This window comes from Martinezella sp. CNPSo 3732, assembly GCF_057784515.1.
Genome location: NZ_JBXSOO010000013.1, coordinates 75,756 through 95,462, shown reverse-complemented (window position 1 = coordinate 95,462; position 19,707 = coordinate 75,756). Strand labels below are relative to the sequence as shown.

The window sequence follows — 19,707 nt, the reverse complement described above, 5'->3', positions numbered from 1 at the left end:
CCGCTCCAAGCCATTGCCATCAGTCTACCATCGAAATCCTATTCGCCTCGCGGATAGCGCTGGTTCTCCTCCAGCACGTTGAGGTCCATATGGTTGCGCATATAGCGCTCCGAAGCCTTCTGTAAGGGCTGGTAGTCCCAGGGATAATACGCGCCGTTGCGAAGCGCCGTGTAGACAACCCATCGCCGTGCCTGGCTTTCACGCACGGCAGCATCAAAGCTCGCGAGGTTCCAGCGTGCCATGGCCTGCGCCGTCAGTCTCTCCAGCGTTTCCGCATAGGCCGGGTTGCCTGCCAGGTTGGTCAGCTCCTGCGGATCCTCGCTTAGGTCGAAGAGCATGGGCGGGTCTTTCTCGCAAAGGATCAGCTTATAATTGCCGTCGCGTAAGGCCACGAGCGGCGCTTCCGAGCCTTCCGCCGCATATTCCATCGGCACGGGGCTACGGCCTCCGGTTCCAAGAGCCAGCGGCGTCAGGTCCTCGCCATCGGTCCAACGGCGCAGCGATGCGATGTCGATCCCGGCAAGGGCTGCCAGCGTCGGAGTAACGTCCAGCGTCGAGACCGGCTGATCGATCCGCTTCGGTTGCCAGCCGGGGGTTGCGATCATCAACGGTACACGGGCTGAGCCTTCGAAGAAGTTCATCTTGAACCAGAGGCCGCGTTCGCCAAGCATATCGCCGTGGTCGGAGACGAAGAGGATGATGGTGTTGTCGGCCATGCGGCCGCGCTCGAGCGTGTCCAATATCTCGCCGATCTTCTCGTCGACATAGGAGATGTTGGCGAAATAGCCGCGGCGTGCCCGGCGGATCTGCTCCGGCGTGATGTCGAAGGCGGTGTGGTCGCAGGCCTTCATCAGCCGCTGCGAATGCGGGTCTTGTTGCTCGAAGGGAATTTCGCCGACTTGCGGGTCGAGCGCCGGGCAATCCTCATAGAGATCCCAGAAGCGCCGGCGTGCGACATAGGGGTCGTGCGGATGCGTGAAGCTGACGGTCAGGCACCAGGGCCTTTCGTCTTGGCGCCGGGAGAGATCGTAGAGCTTGCGGGTCGCGTGATAGGCAACCTCGTCGTCATATTCCATCTGGTTGGTGATCTCGGCGACACCGGCTCCGGTGACCGAACCGAGATTGTGATACCACCAGTCGATGCGCTCGCCGGGCTTTGTATAATCCGGCGTCCAGCCGAAATCGGCGGGGTAGATGTCTGTGGTCAGCCGCTCCTCGAAGCCGTGCATCTGGTCCGGGCCGACGAAATGCATCTTGCCCGACAGCGCTGTCTGGTAACCGGCGGCGCGCAGGTGATGAGCGAAAGTCGGTATATCCGAGCAGAATTCGGCGGCATTGTCGTAGACGCGCGTGCGGCTCGGTAGCTGCCCGGACATGAAGGAGGCGCGTGCCGGCGCGCAGAGCGGGCTTGCCGTATAGCTGTTGGCAAAACGCACGGAACGCTTCGCCAGGGCTTTCAGGACCGGCGCATGCAGGAACTCGGCCGGGCCGTCGGGAAAGAACGTCCCGTTGAACTGATCGACCATGAGGATGAGGATATTCGGGCGGGACATGCTGGTGTCTTTCACGAAACTCAGAGGCCGATGGCGGCTTTGACGGCGTCGAGGCCAGGCTTGCCGTCGATAGTGGTGACGCCGGAAAGCCAGGGCGTCAAGGCATCCGGATGCGCCTTCAGCCAGGCAGTCGCTGCGTCCTTGGCGCTCTCACCGCCGAGGATCGAGCCCATCAGCGAATTCTCCATGCCGATGTCGAAGGTGAGATTATGGAAGAGCTTGGCGGCATTCGGGCACTGGGCGGCCCAGCCGGTGCGCGCCAGCGTATAGACTTCGGCGCCGCCGTAATTCGCGCCGAAATAGGCATCGCCGCCGGAAAGATAGGCGATCTTGAAGCGCTCGTTCATCGGATGCGGCGCCCAGGCGAGGAAGACGATCGCCTGCTTGTCTTTGGAGGCGCGCTCTACTTGCGACAGCATCGCCTGCTCGCTCGATTCCACCAATTCCCAGCCTTTCAGACCGAAATCGTTGGCGTCGATCATTTTTTGGATATTGGCATTGGCCGGTGCACCTGGTTCAATGCCGTAGATCTTGCGGCCGAAATCGTCGGCCTGCTTCTGCAGGTCGGAAAAGTCCTTGATGCCCTTGTCGGCAACATAGGTCGGAACGGCCAGCGTGAACTTGGCGCCCTCAAGATTGCGGTTCAGCACCTCGGCCGCTTTCGCCTTGTTCAGATCGTCGACGAAGGCCTTCTGCGCCGGCATCCAGTTGCCGAGGAAGACATCGATCTCGCCTGTCTTCATTGCCTGATAGCCGATCGGCACGGAAAGCGTCTTGATGTCGGGTTCATAGCCAAGGGCGGTCAGCAGTACGCCGGTCACCCCATTGGTCGAAGTGATATCGGTCCAGCCGGGGTCCGAAAGATGGATCGTCTTGCAGCTGTCGCCGTCGGCCCGGGCGATGCCGGCAAGGGAAAGGACGGAAAGAAGAGCGCCGGCGGCGAGCCGTCCCATTGCAGAGATGCACATGACGATGGTTCCCTCTTGTTATTGGATTATTTTATTGAACATCACTAGAGTTCCTGCTGTGAAGCGGGCATTTTTCGATAGATGCCAAAAGGAAATTTTATGGCTGAACGTCTCGTTGATCTTGGTTGGCTGCGGATATTCCTGGAAGTAGGCCGTTCCGGCAGCCTCTCTGCCGCCGCTGCAGCGCTTGGTCTGACGCAACCGGCCGTCAGCTACCAGATCCGCCGCATCGAGGAGCAGATGGGCGTGCCCTTGTTTCGGCGCCAGCATCGCGGCGTGGCGCTCTCGCCGGAAGGGCAGCGCCTCTTCGAAATCGTCGAAAAATCCGTCGGCAGCGTCGACCATCTAGTGCGCAGCTTCCGCGTGGAATCAGAGCGGCCATCCGTTCGCCTGCGTACGGACTATGCCTTTTCCGCCCTCTGGCTGATTCCCCACATGCATGCATTCCGGCAGCTTCATCCCGAAGTGGATATCCAGATCGTTGCCACGCAACGGCTGGATCGCGGTGCGCCGGAAAGTGGCGATCTAGCCGTATTCTTCGGCACGCGCAGTGAATTCGGTCCTGCCGCCACCTTGCTTCTGCCAGAAAAGGTCGTACCGATCTGCACCAGGGGGTTTGCGGAGCGCCACGGCCCGTTCACCGATCTCTCCCAGCTCGCAGGCACTACGCTCGTCCATCTCGATTCGGAGATGCCGTCGTCATGGTTCGACTGGCAGAGCTATCTTGCCGCCTTCGGCGTTGCCCGGGATGCCTATGCCGGCCGCGGCGACCTGCGCTTCAATACCTATTCGCTCGTCGTGCAGGCAGCCCTCAGCGAGCAGGGCGTCGCCATCGGCTGGATGGGCCTCGTCGATTCCCTGCTTGCCACCCGGACGCTGGTGACGGCCGGTCCGATGCGGGAGGCGCCGGAGCGAGGTTACTGGCTGCTGCCGCCGGCCGACGCAAACCCGGAGGCGGAGCAACTGGCGCAATGGCTGCTCACTGAAGCCGCCGCCGGATGATCATCATGCTCTATTCCGCCGTAAGATCGGCAAGAAACGTCTCGCACCAGCGCGATACGTCATTTTCGAGGAGATAATCCATCATGCCGCGCCAGCGCTCCTGCCGCTCCTGCAGCGGCATGTTGATGGCGCGCGCCAGTGCATTGGCGGTGCCGTCGACATCATAAGGGTTGACCAGCAAGGCACCCTTCAGCTTGCGCGCGGCACCGGCAAAGCGCGAAAGCACCAGCACGCCTGGGTTTTCAGGATCTTGCGCCGCGACATATTCCTTGGCGACGAGGTTCATGCCGTCGCGCAGCGGCGTCACCAGCCCGACCTTCGCAATCCGGTAGAGACCCGCGAGGATCGGCCGACTGATCGAGCGGTTGATGTAGCGGATGGGTACCCAGTCTACCGTGCCGATCGCGCCGTTGACCCGGCCGGCCTGCTCGGCAACCGCATTCTGCATCGCCTCATATTCGGGGACTTCCGAGCGGGATTTCGGCGTGATCTGCAGATAGGTGATGCTGCGCTGGTGAGCGGGGTTGTTGGTGATGAAACGTTCGAAAGCGTCGATGCGTTGGGTGATGCCTTTGGAATAATCCAGCCGGTCGACCCCAAGAATCAGGTCGCGGCCTTCGATGCTTTGACGCACTTTCTGCACCATGCTGTGCGACGCTGCCCTGCGGGCGAATTCGGCAAAGCCTGCCGTCTCGATACCGATCGAATAGGCGCCGCCGCGAAAATCATGGCCGTGCGCACTGAAATGGCCGGGGCTTTTCTCGATGCCCATGCCCTCGCGCTTCAGGCAGCCTGCAAAGTTCTCAAGATCATGGTCCGTCTGGAAGCCGAGCAGATCGTAGGAGGAGAGGCCCCGCATGATCTCCTCATGCACCGGCATGGCAAGCACGACGTCTGCAGGCGGCCAGGGAATGTGCAGGAAGAAGCCAATGCGGTTCTTCAGGCCCATCTGCCGCAGCTCTGCGGCCAGTGGGATGAGGTGATAGTCGTGCACCCAAATGATATCGTCAGGCTCGATCAGCGGTGCGAGCCGGTGGGCAAAGAAGCGATTGACGCGGAAATAGCCGGTCATTTCCTTGCGGGCATATTCGGCAAGATCGAGCCGGTAGTGGCAGATCGGCCAGAGAACACGGTTGGCAAAGCCCTGATAGTATTCCTCGACATCGGTCTGGGTCAGATCGGTGAGCGCATAGGTGATGTTGCCGTCCTGCGTCATCTGCAGCGGCTCGGGCTCCACATCGCCGCTCGATTTGCCGGACCAGCCCATCCAGATGCCGCCGCGCTCGGCGAGCGCCGCCTGCAGCGCCACCGCAAGGCCGCCCGCCGCGGCGGCACCTTTATGGTCGGGCACGGAAACGCGATTAGAAACAATGATCAGTCGACTCACGAATTCTTCCTTTCGAGAAGGCTGGTAGACATCGCCATGATCGAAAATTACTTGACGAGCGTTCCCAGCACGTCCCTTAAACGCGCAGGTGAGCCAATGGATGCACGCGCCAGTGTTTTTCCGTTGGCATCGCCGATGCGTACGGATTGGCCGCCGAGGCGGTTGGCGGCGGCAAACATGGTCTCGTCGGTCACGTCGTCACCGATCGCGACCGGACGGCGTCCCTCGAACGGCTCTTCGGCAAGAAACGCCTCGACGGCGTGTCCCTTGCTGGCATGGGAAGGGCAGATTTCGATCACCATCTTGCCGCGCTGCAGGTTCCAGTCGGGACCGGCTTCCTCCAGATGGCGCTGCATGACTTCGCCGATCTCGGCCTCGTTTGCCGGCGAATGGCGGAAGTGGACCGCAACGGCAGCTCCCTTATCCTCCACGATGGCGCCGGGCCAGGCGAGCGCTTCGCGCCGAATGATCTGCTTCATCTCCTGGAAGGCAGGCGGAATATGTGCGCGCCGCAGCCGTCCCCCTGCATCGCGACGTTCCGCGCCATGCAGGCCTGCAACGGGAAAACGAAATGGCGCGAAAAGAGGATCGACGAATTCGATGGCGCGGCCGGTGACCAAGGCCAGCGCGCCGCCGAGCTGGCGGGAGAGCGCATGCAGCGTGCCGGGCAAATAGTCCGGAACGACAATCGCTTCCGGTCTTTCGGCGAGATCGAGCAGGGTTCCGTCGATATCGAGGAACAAGGCCCAGTCCTGCGGATACAATGAGAGTGCGGTAAGGGCCGGCTCGTTCAGCGGCCTCGGCTTGGCTTCACCCTTTTCGGGCTGTTCCTGAGAAGACATGCTGGTTTAGCTAAGGCGCTCTTCCCATTTGGCAAGGCAAAAAATAATAGCTGAAAATCAAAAGGGGCCGCCTTAAGCGACCCCCCATGAGCTTTGGCCCGTAACTGGCCTGAAGCGGCGAACGCTTCGGGAAGGTGTTGATCAGAGCGAGGGCTGCCTCGCAACGCTCACAACCATTTCCATGCCGTATACAAAGACCGAAATCTCACTAGACATTGGATCACCTTCCTTTCGTTACGTTTCAGACAAGCTAAACGTAGCTCAAATTTGACGTGATGCAAGAGGTGCGATCCACGGGAGCTTCACACTTATTGTCGCATTGAAATGCTTATGCTCGGTGCCTCCTCGCGAAAAGCGCTATGACATCGCGCTTCACGAAGAAAATGTTGCGACGCCAAACGTGATCGGACGACGCGTCAAATATCTGTCATCTTGCGCTGCAGGCGATGGAAAATTAAGACTTTATTACCCATTCCGCATAAACAATCGTCCTAGAGCCGGATGATTTTAGGTCTGCTCGACCTAAAATCTGAATCCGCTCTAGAATCGAAGAAGTAGAGCGTGATGTCGTCCGAAAACCGCCTACACTTTTCGGCATCACGCTCTGGATTTGCCATTCTCCCGCGGGACAGGAAGACAGCGGGAATCGGAGTAAGAGACGCATGTGTCGCTGGGCAGCCTATCGTGGAGACCCCCTCTATCTGGAGGAGCTGGTGTCTTCGCCCGCCCACTCCCTGATCGAACAATCCCATTGCGCAACGCGCGCCAAGACGGCGACCAACGGTGACGGTTTCGGTATCGCCTGGTATGGCGACCGGCCGGAACCGGGCCGCTACCGGGATATCCTGCCGGCCTGGTCCGATTGCAATCTGAAGAGCCTGGCGCGGCAGATCCGTTCGCCGCTCTTTCTCGCCCATGTCCGCGCGGCGACCGGCGGCGGCACGCGGCGCGACAATTGCCATCCCTTCGTCTTCGAGAACTGGTCGTTCCAGCACAATGGCCAGATTTCCAATTTCGACCGCCTGCGCCGGCCGATGGAAGCCATGCTCGACGACCGGCTGTTCCATGCCCGCAGCGGCACAACCGATTCCGAGCTCCTGTTCCTGTTGGCGATGCAGTTCGGTCTTACGACGAACCCGACGGCGGCGATCGCTCAGACCATTGGTTTCGTCGAGGGCTTGTCGCTGCATCTGACGGGCTCGGTGCTGGTGCGCTTCACGGCGGCCTTCTCCGACGGAAAGTCGCTCTACGCCATCCGCTATGCGACCGACCGCAAGGCGCCGACGCTTTATGCCTCGCCTGTCGGGTCAGGCTACTGCCTCGTATCGGAGCCGCTGAACGACGATGTCGATGCCTGGCGCGAGATCCCCAATGGCAGCGCCGTTCTGATCGACGACACGGGCGTCCATGTCACGCCCTTCCAGCCGGAAGAGCATGCCGTCGGAGAGATCCGGACGCCGGCTGCTATCCCTGCTTGAACTGTTCCGATATCAGCGCCGCCAGCCGCACCGCCACTTCATCCTTGTCGAGATCGGGCCACTGCTCTACGCCGCCGTGACTGACAATCTTCACGCGGTTTCGTGTACCCCCCATAATGCCGGTTGCGGGCGAGACGTCGTTGGCGACGATGAAGTCGGCGCCCTTGCGATCGAGCTTCGCGCGGGCATTGCTCTCGACATCCTGCGTCTCGGCGGCAAAGCCGATCACGAGTTTCGGCCGCTGCGTATGGTGGCCGACGGTTTTCAATATGTCGGGGTTTTCGGTAAGCGCCAGCGTCGGGATCGACTCGCCCGGATGTTTCTTGATCTTCTGATCGGATGCGGAGGCGACGCGCCAGTCCGCAACCGCGGCCACCATCACGGCGATATCAGCTGGCAGAGCAGCCAGAACGGCATCGCGCATCTCATCAGCTCGCTCGACATGGATGACGGTAAGACCAACCGGGTCGGGTATGGTGACAGGGCCTGAAACGAGGGTGACGTCCGCGCCCAGCGCCGCAAGTGCTGCGGCGATCGCATGACCCTGCCGTCCCGACGAGCGGTTGGCGATATAGCGCACCGGGTCGATCGGCTCGTGTGTCGGCCCGGAGGTGACGACCGCCTTCTTGCCGGCAAGCGGCTTGGCGCCGTCATCCAGCCGACGCTCGGCTGCCGCGACGATATCGAGCGGCTCCGCCATCCGGCCAGCGCCGCTCTCGCCGCTCTCGGCCATTTCGCCCGTCATCGGCCCGACGAAGGCAATACCGTCGCCACGGAGCGTCTCAACATTGCGCTTGGTCGCCGGATGTGCCCACATCTTCGGGTTCATGGCGGGGGCTGCGAGTACAGGCCGGTCGGTGGCGAGCAATATGGTCGAGGCGAGATCGTCGGCCAGCCCGTTTGCCATCTTGGCGAGCAGATCGGCCGTTGCCGGGGCGATCAGCACGAGGTCGCAGTCGCGCGCCAGCCTGATATGGCCGACATCCTGCTCATCCTCTCGCGAAAACAGATCGGTAAAGACATGGTCGGCAGCAAGGGCGCCGACGGCAAGCGGCGTGATGAACTCCTGGGCGCCCGATGTCATGACGGGCCGCACGCTTGCGCCGCGCTCGCGCAGCCGGCGAATGAGATCGAGGCTCTTATAGGCCGCGATGCCGCCGGAGATGATGAGAAGGATGCGCTTTCCTGCGAGAACCATGCCTGAACCCGTCGCCTGTTCTTTTGCCGATAAGCCTAAGCCTTTGGTGTGTCATAGGCAATCGCCGCGTGCTTCCATCGAGCTCGGCGTGTTGGTGATTGCGATGCAGGCGATCGGATTTTTCGCTATTTGCCGCAAATGATCACGTAGGCATCACCGACTTGTCATTTGCGGGCATCTTCGCCCTCGACAAAAGTGAGCACGTTAACGACAAAAGGAGCAACGCCTTGAAATTGATGAAAGTCGCTGTCATCGCCCTGCCAATCATGGCCGCTGCCATGCCGGCCTTTGCCGAGCGCGCTTATTCGCCGCAGGAGCTGAAGAACAAGGAGATCGTTCTGGATTTCTACCAGAAGGCGCTGAACGACAAGGATTTCGACGCGGCTTCCAAATATCTCGGCAAATACATCCAGCACAATCCTCTTGCCGCTGATGGGCCCGAAGGCCTGCGTGGTTTCCTTGAGTACCTGAAGAAAAACTATCCGCAGTCGAAGAGCGAGATCAAGCGGGTGATGGTCGACGGCGACTATGTGATCCTGCGCGTCCATGCCATTCGCCAGCCGGGCGACCTCGGCAGCGCCATCGTCGATATCTTCCGCGTCGAGGATAACAAGATCCAGGAACATTGGGATTCAGTGCAGCCGATCCCTGAAACCTCGAAGAATAGCAATACGATGTTCTGAGCGGAAAGGCCGGGGCTCATTCGAAGCATTTGAGCGACATGCTCCCGCAGCCATTTATATGTTGCGGGATCATGTCCGCGTTCCGAAGCTGCCGACGCGACAATTGCGTCGGCTAAACACTCGGTCAGGTCCGCGTGATCGACAAGCCACCGTCGACGAGCGAAGCCGTGCCGCTGACGAAGCTTGCGTCATCGGAGGCGAGATAGAGGACCGAGCGAGCGATCTCTTCCGGGCCGGCGACGCGCTTCAACGCATGCAGATTGGTGATGAAAGCCTGCTTTTCGGCGGTGTCGTTCATGTCGCGATACATGTCGGTATCGACGGCACCCGGCAGTACGGCATTGACACGCACATTCTGCGCGCCGAATTCGGCGGCGAGAGTTTGCGTCAGACCGATCAGGCCAGACTTGCTGGCGGCATAAGCGGCAACGCCGGGGAAGCTGACGGTGTGGCCGACGAAGGTCGACGTGAAAATCACAGAACCGCCGCCGTGCTTGATCATTTCGCCGATCTGATGCTTGGCAGCCAGGAACGACGCGGTGAGGTTGATCGCCAGCGCGTCCGTAAAGCCTGCCTCCGAAACCTCGGTGCTGGGACCGGCTTCGCCGAGCGTGCCGGCATTGTTGAAGGCGATATCGAGCTTGCCGTAGCGCTCGACCGCAAGGGCGACCAGCGCCTTGTGATAGTCTTCCGAGCGTACGTCGCCGGCCAAGACGGCTGCTTCACCGCCGGCGGCCTTGATCTCGGCGACAAGGCTTTCCAGTTCTGCGGTGCGACGAGCACCGATGACGACCTTGGCGCCTTCGGCGGCGAAGAGCTTGGCCGTGACGCGGCCGATGCCGGAGCTGGCGCCGGTCACGATTGCAACTTTTCCATTCAAGCGATTCATTGTTCCATCTCCTATGTGAGGACGTGTCTTTCGGTTTGTCCGATACGTGGAAGATGGCCTTTTCCGATCGTTCGGATTAGTCTTCAAATAATGGAATTCGAATTCGGAATTGCCGAACGATGTTGAAGATCGATGGGATCGTGACGTTTGTGACCGTAGCAGAGGCCGGCTCGATAAGTGAGGCGGCGCGACGCCTGCGCCTGTCGAAATCCGTCGTCAGCGAACGCCTGTCGGAAATGGAGAAAGCGTTGGGGGCAACCCTGCTTCACCGCACGACCCGCAAGCTGACCTTGACGGAGGATGGTGCCGCCTTTCTGCAGCGCGCGACCCGCATCGCGCAGGAAGTACGTGAGGCGGCTTCCGATCTCGCCGAACGGCGCGGCAAGCTGATGGGGCCTCTGCGCATCGCAGCTCCCGTCACCTTCGGCCGCCTGCATCTGGGGCCGGCCCTCTATCCGTTTCTTGCCGCGCATCCGGAAATCGAGCTGACGCTCGATCTCGACGACCGCAGGGTCGATGCCGCCTCGGACGGTTACGACGCGATCATACGCCATGGCCTGATCGCCGACTCGCGCCTCGTCGCCTGGAAGCTTGCCCGCAGCCGCCGCCTTCTCGTGGCCTCGCCGAATTATCTCAGCCGCCACGGTAACCCCGCGTCGCTATCCGATCTCGATGATCACCGCGGGATTTTCTACACGAATCGCGGCGTCGCGGACTGGCGTTTCGAGGGACCGGAGAGCGCCATCGTCATCCGTGCGAAGCTGGCATTGGGCGTCAACAACGGGGATGTCCTCCACGATGCCGCGATTGCCGGCCTCGGCATCGCCCTGCTGCCCGCCTTCATCGCGGGACCTTCGGTGAGGGAAGGGCGGCTTGTCGAGATCGATGTCGGCTATCGGCCCGAGCCGGAATTCATCTTCATGGCGCATCCGGAAGGCCGCAATCCCTCGGTCAAGCTGCGCGCCATCGCCGATCATCTGAAGAAGGCGTTCGGCGATCCGCCTTATTGGGAGCGGAGCAAGTAATTAGAGCATGATGCCGAAAAGTGTGAGCGGTTTTCGGACGGCATCATGCTCCACTTCTTCGATCTTAGAGCAGATTCAGGTTTTAGGCCGAACAGGCCTAAAATCATCCGGCTCTAGGCAATCAGGCTCATGAGATTGGCGATGACGGGCGATCGCTGCGCCTTGAGACTGGCAAGGCCGAGACGCGCCACGACCGGCGGCCCGTCGATTCGCCGATAGGCGACGCCATCGAGCTTGATCTGTGCGATCGAAGCCGGAACGATGGAAACGCCTAGGTTTGCGGCGACGAGATTGACGACGGATGGGATCTGCGGCGCCTCCTGCGTCACCACGAGATCGAAGCCCGCCTCGCGGCAAGCGGCGACGATATCGTCGTAGAGGCTGAGCCCCACCATGCGCGGGAAGAGAATGAAGGGTTCGCCGGCGAGCTCCGCGATCGGCAGGCGTTCCTTACTTGCGAGCGGATGATGGGCCGGAAGCGCGATCAACATCGGCTCATCGGCAAAACGTTTCAGGCGCACATCTCTGGGGTCTTCCAGGCCCGGGCGAATGAAGGCCGCGTCGATCTCGCCGCGCATCAGCCGCTCCATCAGCGCATTGGTGTTCATCTCGGTCAGCGATATCAGCACTTCCGGCCAGTGCCGGCGAAACTCGCGAATGGTTGAGGTGACGATGGTGTTGAAGGCGGAGGAGGCGGTGAAGCCGAGCGAGAGGCGGCCGATCTCGCCGCGATTGGCGCGCTGGGCGGCAAGCTTTGCCTTTTCCGCCGCATCGACCGCCATTTTCGCTTCCGCGAGAAAGGCCTCGCCGGCCGCCGTCAGCTCCGCGCCATGTGGCACGCGGTGGAACAGCTGCGCACCCACTTCGTTTTCCAGGTCTCGGATCTGTTGGCTGAGCGGCGGCTGGCCGATACCGAGCTTGGCCGCCGCGCGGGTGAAGTTCCCTGTTTCGGCCAGCGCCAGAAAATAGCGGATATGACGCAGCTCCATCGCTATCTCCAAAAGCTATTGAGATCGCCTGTTCCATATATTGGACTAATGGAGCTGGTCTGGCTAGATTCCAGGGCAAGAAAGGTCAGGTGCCACCAATGTTTCGCGCCGCAAGTAAGCAGCAAACCACCGCGTCCGAAGTTCCCTCACGCCCCGAATTGTCGCTCGTCAGGAACGAGCCCCCGACCGAGGCCCGCCAATTTCTGACGCGCGGCACGCCTGTCTTCCGCCGCGCGACCATTGGTCTGTTTCTCTCGGGTTTCGCCACTTTCTCGCTGCTCTATTGCGTCCAGCCGTTGATGCCGATCTTCTCCGAAGATTTCGGTGTCACACCGGCTGCAAGCTCGCTGTCGCTGTCACTTTCGACCGGCTTCCTGGCCTTCGCGATCTTCGGCGCCGCCGCCGTTTCCGAAAGCCTCGGCCGCCGCAGCCTGATGTTCATCTCGCTGCTCGGCGCCGCCATCTGTACGCTCGTCTGCGCGGTATCGCCAAGCTGGCATATGCTGCTTGCCGTTCGCGCGCTCGAAGGCTTTCTGCTGGGTGGCGTCCCGGCCGTCGCCATGACCTATCTGGCCGAAGAGATCGAACCGCGCGGCCTCGGCGGCGCCATGGGCCTCTATATCGCCGGCAACGCCTTCGGCGGCATGGCCGGTCGCGTGGTGACGGGCACGATCGCCGAATATCTGAGCTGGCGGCCGGCTTTGGCAACGGTTGGCATTCTCGGCCTGATCGCGGCCATCGGCTTCCTCTATCTCCTGCCGCCGTCGCGCAATTTCACCCCGCGCAAGGGTTTTGATGTTGCCTTCCACCTGAAGGCCTGGAGCGGGCACTTCGGCAATGCGGCGCTGCCGCTGCTCTTTGCCATCGGTTTCCTGATTATGGGCTCCTTCGTCACGGTCTATAACTATGCCGGTTTCCGTCTCGTCGCCGATCCCTATGATCTCAACCAGACCGAGTTGGGCTTGATCTTCACCGCCTATCTCTTCGGCATCGTCGCCTCTTGGGCGGCAGGTCTCCTCGGCGATCGTATCGGCCATTTCATCGTGCTGCCGATTGGCGTGCTGATTACGGCGCTCGGTGCGGCGGTGACGCTTTCCAGCTCCTTGCCGCTGATCATTCTCGGTATCGTTCTGGTGACGATCGGCTTTTTCATGGCCCATTCCGTCGCCAGTGCGCTGGTGGGACGGCTGGCCCATGGCTTCAAGGGACACGCCTCCTCGCTCTACCTGCTCGCTTATTATCTCGGCTCCAGTATAGCGGGCTCGGTCGGCGGCTATTTCTGGCTTGCCGATGGCTGGAATGCCGTGGTTGCTTTCATCCTCGTCATGTTGGCACTCTGTCTCGCCAGCGCCCTTGCCGTTGCCAGGCTCGCGCGTCGTTGAGCCCAGGAGGCTGCCATGATCCGTATCGACCATCTCGATCATCTGGTTCTCACGGTTGCGAGCATCGAGGAGAGTTGCGATTTCTATACCCGCGTCCTCGGTATGGGCGTCGAAACTTTCAGGGAAGGCCGCAAGGCTCTCACCTTCGGCAATCAGAAGATTAATCTGCATCAAGCCGGCCATGAGTTCGAGCCGAAGGCCGAGCGGCCGACACCGGGTTCGGCCGACCTCTGCTTCATCAGCACCACGCCGCTGGATGACGTCATCGCTCACTTGCAGGCCGAGGATGTCGTGATCGAGGAAGGCCCCGTGCGCCGAACCGGCGCGACCGCCCCCATTCTCTCCGTCTATTTCCGCGATCCCGACCAGAACCTGATCGAAGTGTCCAACATCATTTCCTGAGATTGCGTGGCGGCAGCAGCTTCTTGACATCGCTCGCTTGCGTCATATATTAAACCAATAAGTTAATTAACTATATGGTTTATAAAATGGACGCGTTGAGCACGACCCTTTCGGCCCTAGCCGATCCAACCCGCCGGGCAATCCTGGCGCGGCTGGCAAGCGGCGAGGCATCCGTCTCCGAGCTGGCCGAACCCTTCGACATGTCGCTGGTTGCCGTCTCCAAACATCTGAAGGTTCTGGAGAAAGCCGGCCTGATCTCGAAGGGGAGGGAGGCGCAATGGCGGCCCTGCCGGCTGGAAGCGAAACCGCTGCGGCAGGTCGATGACTGGCTGGAGAGCTATCGCCAGTTCTGGAACGACAATCTCGATCGCCTGGAAGCCTACGCGGCACTATTGCAAAATGGAGGAAAGAATGACCCCAGCAACTGAGGGCGGCAGCATGCGGCCGCCGCGCGAGATCGTGCTAACCCGCGAGATTGCCGCGCCGCGTGCCCTGCTGTTTCGCCTCTGGACGGAACCGCAACATCTGATGCGCTGGTGGGGACCGCAAAACATGACGGCCCCATCCGTTTCCGTCGACCTGCGGGAAGGGGGCGCCTGGCGGCACTGCATTCTCACGCCGGAGGGCAAGGAATATTGGAGCCACGGTCGCTATCTGGAGATCGTCCCGCCCGAGCGCCTCGTCTTCACCTTTGCCTGGGAAAACCAGGAGGGTCGGCCCGAACACCCGATGCAGGTGACCGTGGAATTCCATGAGCTTGGCGAGAAGACGCGCCTCGTCTTCCGCAAGGTCGAGCTGCCTGACGATACAGAGCTGAGATTGCAGACCGGCGGCTGGGAGCAGGCCCTCGACAAATACGTCGCTTACGCAGAAGCCACCTCAAGGGAAGGATGAGAGTGATGAAGAAGACCTATCACGGAAGCTGCCATTGCGGTGCCGTCGCTTACGAAGCCGATCTCGACCTGCAGGGCGGTACCTTCAAATGCAATTGCTCGATCTGCAAGAAGAAACGCAACTGGCTGGCTGTCGCCACACCCGCCGATTTCCGCCTGACCTCGGGCGAGGACAGCATCGGCGAATATCAGTTCGGCCCGCGCATCCTGCATCACCTCTTCTGCAAAAATTGCGGCATCAGCTCCTTCAACTGGGGTGAAAATCCCGCACTCGGCGGCAAGTTCTATGCGATCAGTATCAGCTGCCTGGACGATGCCACCGATGAAGAACTCGCCTCGCTTCCCGTCGGCTACTTCGACGGCCGCGACGACCGCTTCGATCGCGCGCCGGAGGAAACGCGTTATCTTTAGCCGCTCGGCGAGGACTCCCAATCTTCGAAACGTAGCTTGGGAACGCGCTCGAATTCCCTGACATTGTGCGTTATCAGGATCAGATCGCGGGCGACGGCCTGGCCCGCGATCAAAACGTCATAGGCACCGATCGGTGTGCCAAGGGAAGCGAGGCTTGCGCGAATTTCGCCGGCTACACGGGCATCTTCCTTACCGAAATCCAGCGTTTCGAATTGAAGGGCATCTACACGCGCTAGGTTGTCGGCAACGCGTTGCCCCTTATAGGCACCGTAAAACAACTCGTGTGCGACGATGGCCGGAATGGCAAAATCCTGCGGCTTGTGCCTGCGAAGCTCGCTGACGAAGCCGGAATGTCCTTTCATCAGGGCGATGACGGCATTGCTGTCGAGCAGATACTTCACTTGAAGATATCCAGCTCGGGGCCTTGCTGTTCAGCGGGCTCTTCTTCGGTCGCTTCTGCGAAGTCTTGATCAACCGGCCCCGTAACAGCTTCCAGCCAATCCCAATCTTCGGCGATCGGCTCCAGAATGATTGCCTTTCCTTGCCGGCGGATGCGTACTTCTTCGCCATCGAGGCGGAATTCCTTCGGCAAGCGTACGGCCTGCGAGCGGCCCGACCAGAAGATCTTTGCGGTGTCCATGCCATAGCTCCTTTGAGATATGACATTGATATATAGCGTCTTGGGCGCTATTTCAATTCGAGGCGTTATGATCCCGATTTTATCGCGAGCCAGATGACATGACGCGCGCCCGTTTTGCCATTGGCGCGCGTATTGACCACCTCGGCAGCAAAACCGCTGTCGCGCAGCCGCCTTGTGAAGCGCTCGTCAGGTCCTGAAGACCAGACCGCGAGCACACCTCCCGGGCGTAAGGCGTCACGCGCCGCCTTGAGGCCCTGATAGTCGTAAAGCCCGTCATTGGCCTCTGACGTGATGCCATCTGGGCCGTTGTCGACATCGAGCAGGATAGCGTCGTAAGACGCCTTGCGGGCGCGGATGAGCGGACGCACATCGCCCTCATGAATGGCGACGCGCGGGTCATCGAGACAGCCGTCGAAGACCGTTGCCATCGGCCCGCGCGCCCAAGTCACGACAGCCGGAACCAACTCGGCAACCGTTACCTTGGCATCCGCATCGAGTTCGCCGAGGGCCGCGCGCAAGGTGAAGCCCATGCCGAGGCCGCCGATCAGTATATGCGGCGCCTTCCGGCCCCTGATCTTCTCGCAGGAAAGCGTGGCAAGCGCCCGCTCGGAGCCGCTCAGGCGGCTGTTCATCAGCTCGTTGGTGCCGAGCATGATGGAAAATTCCTGGCCGCGCTGCTTCAAACGCAGCTCGCCGCCGCCAGGGATTTTCGCAGTGTCGAGCAAGGTCCAGGGGATCACGGGCGACTCTCAAAACTTGTTCCGAATTGCCCGGGACCATAATCTCTCGAGGCTGCTAAGAACAGACGCGCCTTACCCCAGCCGGATATAGGGCACATCCTTTTTCGCAACTTCGTCCAGCGCTTCCTCATAGCCGGCATCGGCATAGCGCATGACGCCAAGCGCCGTGTCGTTGGTCAGCGCGTGGTCGAGCCGTTCGTCGGCCGCTTGCGTGCCGTCGGCAACCACGGTGACGCCGCAGCTCGTCATATAGCCGGCATAGCCGCCGCCGCCGGAATGGACGACGACGAGATCGGCCATGGACGAGCAGAGCATCATGGCGTCGATCAGCGGCCAGTCGGCAATGGCGTCGGAGCCGTCCTTCATGCGCTCGGTCATGATGTTCGGATGCGCCATGGCGCCGGCATCGAGATGGTCGCGCGAAAAGGCGATCGGACCGTTGAGTTCGCCGCTCGCCACAAGCTCGTTGACGCGGCGGGCCAGCGCCGTCCGCTCGCCGTGGCCGAGCCACGCGATGCGTGCCGGCAGTCCTTCGAAGGGTACATGCTGACGGGCAAGCTTGATCCAGTTGGTGATGATCTTGTTGTCGGGGAACATTTCCAGCAGCAGATCGTCGACGCGGGCAATATCGCTTTCCTCGCCCGAAAGCGCCATCCAGCGGAACGGGCCGATGGCGCGGCAGAAGAGCGGCCGCAGATAGGCTTCGGTGAAGATCGGAATATCGAAAGCGTTCGCAACGCCGCCTTCCTTCGCCTGGGTGCGGATCAGGTTGCCGTTGTCGAAGACTTCGGAACCCTTCTTTTGGAAATCCAGCATGGCTTTCACATGCTCGACGATCGAAGCGCGGCTGGCCGCCATGAGCTGGCCCTGGCCATCGTCGCGCAAGTCCCGAACCTGCTGCAGGTTCATGCCCTTCGGCACATAGCCATAGACGAGATCGTGCGCCGAGGTCTGGTCGGTGACGATATCGGGCACGATGCCGCGCCGCGCGATCTCGGGATAGATCTCCGCCGCATTGCCGACCAGCCCGACGGAAAGCGCCCGCTTCTCCTTGACGGCGGCATCGATCATCGCCAGCGCGGAATCGAGATCAGGTGCGATTTCCTGCAGATAGCCGATTTCCTTGCGCTTCCTGGCGCGCTCGGCATCGATATCGACACAGAGGATCGCAGCACCCGCCATGCGGCCGGCAAGCGGCTGCGCGCCGCCCATGCCGCCGAGACCGGCTGTGAGTACGAAGCGACCAAAGAGGTCGCCGCCGAAGCGGCGCTCGGCAATGCGCATGAAGATTTCATAGGTGCCCTGGATCACGCCCTGGCTGCCGATATATTGCCAGGCGCCGGCCGTCAGACCACCCCAGCAGATCAGGCCCTTGCGCTGCAGCTCGTAGAAGACTTCCGCCTTCGCCCATTGCCCGACGATGTTGCAGTTCGCCATGATGACGAGCGGCGCCTTGTCATGCGTGCGGATCAGGCCGATCGGCTTGCCGGACTGAATGAGCAGCGTCTGGTTCTCATCCATTTCGGTGAGTGCCTTGACGATGCCCTTATGCGCCGCCCAGTTGCGGGCCGCCTTGCCGAGGGCTGCGTAGACGACGAGATTGTCCGGATCTTCGCCGACCGAGAGCACGTTTTCGAGGAGGCGCAGCAGAGCCTCCTGCCGCCAGCCTTTGGCTCGCAGCTCCGGGCCGCCCGGAATGGGGAATTTCGGGTGACGTGGATTGGCTTTCGGCATGGATTTCCCTTCCCTGTCTCAATTGTTATTTTGGCGGCTCGGCTATTTCGGCGGCAGGCCTTCGACAAAGTCCAGCGCGGCCAGAAGCAGCCGCTTGCGCAGCATGTCGTTACCATAGGCTTCCGGCCCGGCACGCAGCCACCCCTTCATCTCGCGGCCGCCCATCAACATGGTTTTGACGTCATGCTGCTCCAGCGCCCAGCTATCATTGCCCTTGCCGAGACGAATCAACATCCCGTCGATACGGGCACCGCAGAATAGATGGCCATTGAGCAGAAAGGCCCAACCGCCGAACATTCCTTTTTCGCTGAGCCCGGGCCGCGGTCCGAGCTCTTCTCTCAGCAATTCTTCGAGACCAGCGTCACGTGCCATCTGCGCCTCCCGCGCCTTTCAGCCTTTCTTGCCGGCCAGAGCGTATTTCGCGATCTCGATCCCCATAGCCTTTTCGACGGAGGGATAGACCGTGGGGTCGAGCACGCTGGCAGACAGCGGAATGATATCCATCGGCACATGCAGGATGAAAACCTTCATGCCTTCGTGCAGCTGGCCGACGCTCAAGGGTTCGCCTTCCGGCGACAGCGTGGTGATGACGGAGGGGAAGGTTGCGAGGCGCTTGCCGCCGACATCCTCGACGGCCATGTATTCGTTCATCACATGCATGGTGACGGCCTTGTCGCCGCTGCCGACCGTGATGGTGCCGATATCGAAGGCTTCCTTCGTGTAGACGACATCCTTCCTGCTGATCGTGCCTTCGGCCAGGATGTGGCCGCCGGTCGTCCTGCAGATGGCGTCGATGACGGCGCTGCCGCCCTTCTTTTCCGCCTCGATGATCGCTTCGCCGAGCGAAAGCGCCATGGAGATGCCGCCGAGCGCCGCATGTGTACGGACGTAGGAAGCGCGCAAGGGATTGCGGCAGGAGGCGATGAAGCCGCCGGACTGGTCGGATGCCGCACGCAGGATCGGCGAGATCTTCGCCGTCGCGCCCTTCACCACAAGCTCGATATAGCGGTTTTCGGCGCGGTTGCCGCCGACGGCGGTCTGGATCATCTGCTCGGGCGAACCGGCCATGCCGATCGAGCCCATATCACCAGTCGGATGGGCGCGGATGTCGCCGACCGCGTCTACCACCTTCGTTCCGAGGATCGCCGACGGCAGCCAGCCGTTCAGCGTCGAAGACCTGCCGTTCTGACCGATGATCAAGCCGGAAAGCTTTTCGCCGAGCTCGTCCTGCAGCAGCTGTACGGCCTTTACGTAATCGATGCCCTGCATTTCCCAAGGGGTCGTGGAGGCCGGTGCGCCGATGGCGGCTGCCGTGGCGATCCAGTCGTTGTCGTTGAGTTCCTCGATCGACACCAGTTCCGGCTTGCCGACGTTCACGGCCGCATAGCCGAGCATGCGGCCGTGATCGGCCCAGCCGCCACCGCCCGCGGCGTAAACGGAGCCGCCCTTGACGGCCGCTTCCACATCCTTGGCAACGAGTACGCGTCCCAT

General features: G+C 61.2%; 22 protein-coding genes. 9 read left to right on the top strand and 13 right to left on the bottom strand.

The genetic code is table 11. The annotated features are described in order from the left end of the window. Positions 1-38: 38 nt before the first annotated feature. Positions 39-1,553, bottom strand: a complete 1,515-nt coding sequence (gene betC, locus AC13RM_RS20520; RefSeq protein WP_488555457.1) for a choline-sulfatase — start codon at positions 1,551-1,553, stop codon at positions 39-41. A 20-nt stretch (positions 1,554-1,573) separates the two neighbouring features. Beyond that, complete coding sequence (locus AC13RM_RS20515) at positions 1,574-2,521, bottom strand: choline ABC transporter substrate-binding protein (protein WP_488555456.1); 948 nt, start codon at positions 2,519-2,521, stop codon at positions 1,574-1,576. Between the two features lie 99 nt (positions 2,522-2,620). Between AC13RM_RS20515 and AC13RM_RS20510 the strand changes: the two genes are divergently transcribed. Then, the gene (locus AC13RM_RS20510; RefSeq protein ID WP_440477994.1) at positions 2,621-3,523 is read left to right on the top strand and encodes a choline sulfate utilization transcriptional regulator; all 903 of its coding nucleotides are present in this window, start codon (positions 2,621-2,623) and stop codon (positions 3,521-3,523) included. Between the two features lie 10 nt (positions 3,524-3,533). Here the strand turns inward: AC13RM_RS20510 and otsA are convergent, their stop codons facing one another. Together otsA and otsB are read right to left on the bottom strand one after the other, a co-directional pair. After that, positions 3,534-4,910 (bottom strand): alpha,alpha-trehalose-phosphate synthase (UDP-forming), encoded by a 1,377-nt coding sequence (gene otsA, locus AC13RM_RS20505; RefSeq protein ID WP_069611101.1) that lies wholly within the window; start codon positions 4,908-4,910, stop codon positions 3,534-3,536. 47 nt (positions 4,911-4,957) lie between these two features. Beyond that, on the bottom strand, positions 4,958-5,752 hold the full coding sequence (gene otsB / locus AC13RM_RS20500; RefSeq protein ID WP_113231815.1) for a trehalose-phosphatase: 795 nt from the start codon (positions 5,750-5,752) through the stop codon (positions 4,958-4,960). Positions 5,753-6,414: 662 nt separating this feature from the next. On the opposite strand from otsB, the gene AC13RM_RS20495 reads away from it, so the two are divergent. After that, entirely contained in the window at positions 6,415-7,230 is an 816-nt protein-coding gene (locus AC13RM_RS20495) for a class II glutamine amidotransferase (RefSeq protein WP_374820712.1), read from the top strand. Here AC13RM_RS20495 and coaBC read toward each other — a convergent pair. Further along, complete coding sequence (coaBC, locus tag AC13RM_RS20490) at positions 7,217-8,428, bottom strand: bifunctional phosphopantothenoylcysteine decarboxylase/phosphopantothenate--cysteine ligase CoaBC (protein WP_285175503.1); 1,212 nt, start codon at positions 8,426-8,428, stop codon at positions 7,217-7,219. The genes AC13RM_RS20495 and coaBC overlap by 14 nt on opposite strands. A 236-nt stretch (positions 8,429-8,664) precedes the next feature. Between coaBC and AC13RM_RS20485 the strand changes: the two genes are divergently transcribed. After that, positions 8,665-9,111, top strand: a complete 447-nt coding sequence (locus AC13RM_RS20485; protein WP_374820903.1) for a nuclear transport factor 2 family protein — start codon at positions 8,665-8,667, stop codon at positions 9,109-9,111. Between the two features lie 124 nt (positions 9,112-9,235). Here the strand turns inward: AC13RM_RS20485 and AC13RM_RS20480 are convergent, their stop codons facing one another. Then, positions 9,236-10,000 carry an SDR family oxidoreductase gene (locus AC13RM_RS20480; protein WP_374820708.1) on the bottom strand — a complete coding sequence of 255 codons (765 nt, stop codon included), beginning with the start codon at positions 9,998-10,000 and terminating at the stop codon, positions 9,236-9,238. A 119-nt stretch (positions 10,001-10,119) separates the two neighbouring features. On the opposite strand from AC13RM_RS20480, the gene AC13RM_RS20475 reads away from it, so the two are divergent. Then, entirely contained in the window at positions 10,120-11,025 is a 906-nt protein-coding gene (locus AC13RM_RS20475) for a LysR family transcriptional regulator (RefSeq protein WP_374820705.1), read from the top strand. Positions 11,026-11,138: 113 nt separating this feature from the next. Here the strand turns inward: AC13RM_RS20475 and AC13RM_RS20470 are convergent, their stop codons facing one another. After that, the gene (locus AC13RM_RS20470; RefSeq protein WP_113231821.1) at positions 11,139-12,014 is read right to left on the bottom strand and encodes a LysR family transcriptional regulator; all 876 of its coding nucleotides are present in this window, start codon (positions 12,012-12,014) and stop codon (positions 11,139-11,141) included. 98 nt (positions 12,015-12,112) lie between these two features. Between AC13RM_RS20470 and AC13RM_RS20465 the strand changes: the two genes are divergently transcribed. The 5 genes from AC13RM_RS20465 (at position 12,113) to AC13RM_RS20445 (ending at position 15,102) form a co-directional block, all read left to right on the top strand. Further along, positions 12,113-13,396: an MFS transporter gene (locus AC13RM_RS20465; RefSeq protein ID WP_374820701.1), complete on the top strand. Its 1,284-nt coding sequence runs from the start codon at positions 12,113-12,115 to the stop codon at positions 13,394-13,396. Between the two features lie 15 nt (positions 13,397-13,411). Further along, positions 13,412-13,798, top strand: coding sequence for a VOC family protein (locus tag AC13RM_RS20460; RefSeq protein ID WP_374820698.1), 387 nt, complete (start codon positions 13,412-13,414; stop codon positions 13,796-13,798). 86 nt (positions 13,799-13,884) lie between these two features. After that, a complete protein-coding gene (locus tag AC13RM_RS20455) occupies positions 13,885-14,226 on the top strand; it encodes an ArsR/SmtB family transcription factor (protein WP_488555455.1) in 342 nt (113 codons plus the stop codon). After that, on the top strand, positions 14,210-14,692 hold the full coding sequence (locus AC13RM_RS20450) for an SRPBCC family protein (RefSeq protein WP_184367514.1): 483 nt from the start codon (positions 14,210-14,212) through the stop codon (positions 14,690-14,692). Before AC13RM_RS20455 ends, AC13RM_RS20450 begins: the two co-directional genes overlap by 17 nt. Positions 14,693-14,697: 5 nt before the next feature. Continuing rightward, a complete protein-coding gene (locus AC13RM_RS20445) occupies positions 14,698-15,102 on the top strand; it encodes a GFA family protein (RefSeq protein WP_285175509.1) in 405 nt (134 codons plus the stop codon). Here the strand turns inward: AC13RM_RS20445 and AC13RM_RS20440 are convergent. From AC13RM_RS20440 to ertC, 6 genes are all read right to left on the bottom strand, one after another. After that, positions 15,099-15,503 carry a type II toxin-antitoxin system VapC family toxin gene (locus tag AC13RM_RS20440; RefSeq protein WP_374820691.1) on the bottom strand — a complete coding sequence of 135 codons (405 nt, stop codon included), beginning with the start codon at positions 15,501-15,503 and terminating at the stop codon, positions 15,099-15,101. The genes AC13RM_RS20445 and AC13RM_RS20440 overlap by 4 nt on opposite strands. Further along, positions 15,500-15,742 (bottom strand): antitoxin, encoded by a 243-nt coding sequence (locus tag AC13RM_RS20435; protein ID WP_113231828.1) that lies wholly within the window; start codon positions 15,740-15,742, stop codon positions 15,500-15,502. Before AC13RM_RS20435 ends, AC13RM_RS20440 begins: the two co-directional genes overlap by 4 nt. Before the next feature lie 65 nt (positions 15,743-15,807). After that, the gene (locus tag AC13RM_RS20430; protein ID WP_113231829.1) at positions 15,808-16,482 is read right to left on the bottom strand and encodes a spermidine synthase; all 675 of its coding nucleotides are present in this window, start codon (positions 16,480-16,482) and stop codon (positions 15,808-15,810) included. 72 nt (positions 16,483-16,554) lie between these two features. After that, positions 16,555-18,216, bottom strand: coding sequence for a thiourocanate hydratase (gene ertB / locus AC13RM_RS20425; RefSeq protein WP_374820687.1), 1,662 nt, complete (start codon positions 18,214-18,216; stop codon positions 16,555-16,557). Positions 18,217-18,258: 42 nt separating this feature from the next. Further along, a complete protein-coding gene (locus tag AC13RM_RS20420; protein ID WP_374820684.1) occupies positions 18,259-18,588 on the bottom strand; it encodes a TfoX/Sxy family protein in 330 nt (109 codons plus the stop codon). A gap of 18 nt (positions 18,589-18,606) precedes the next feature. Continuing rightward, positions 18,607-19,707 (bottom strand): thiohydantoin desulfurase, encoded by a 1,101-nt coding sequence (gene ertC, locus AC13RM_RS20415; protein ID WP_374820682.1) that lies wholly within the window; start codon positions 19,705-19,707, stop codon positions 18,607-18,609.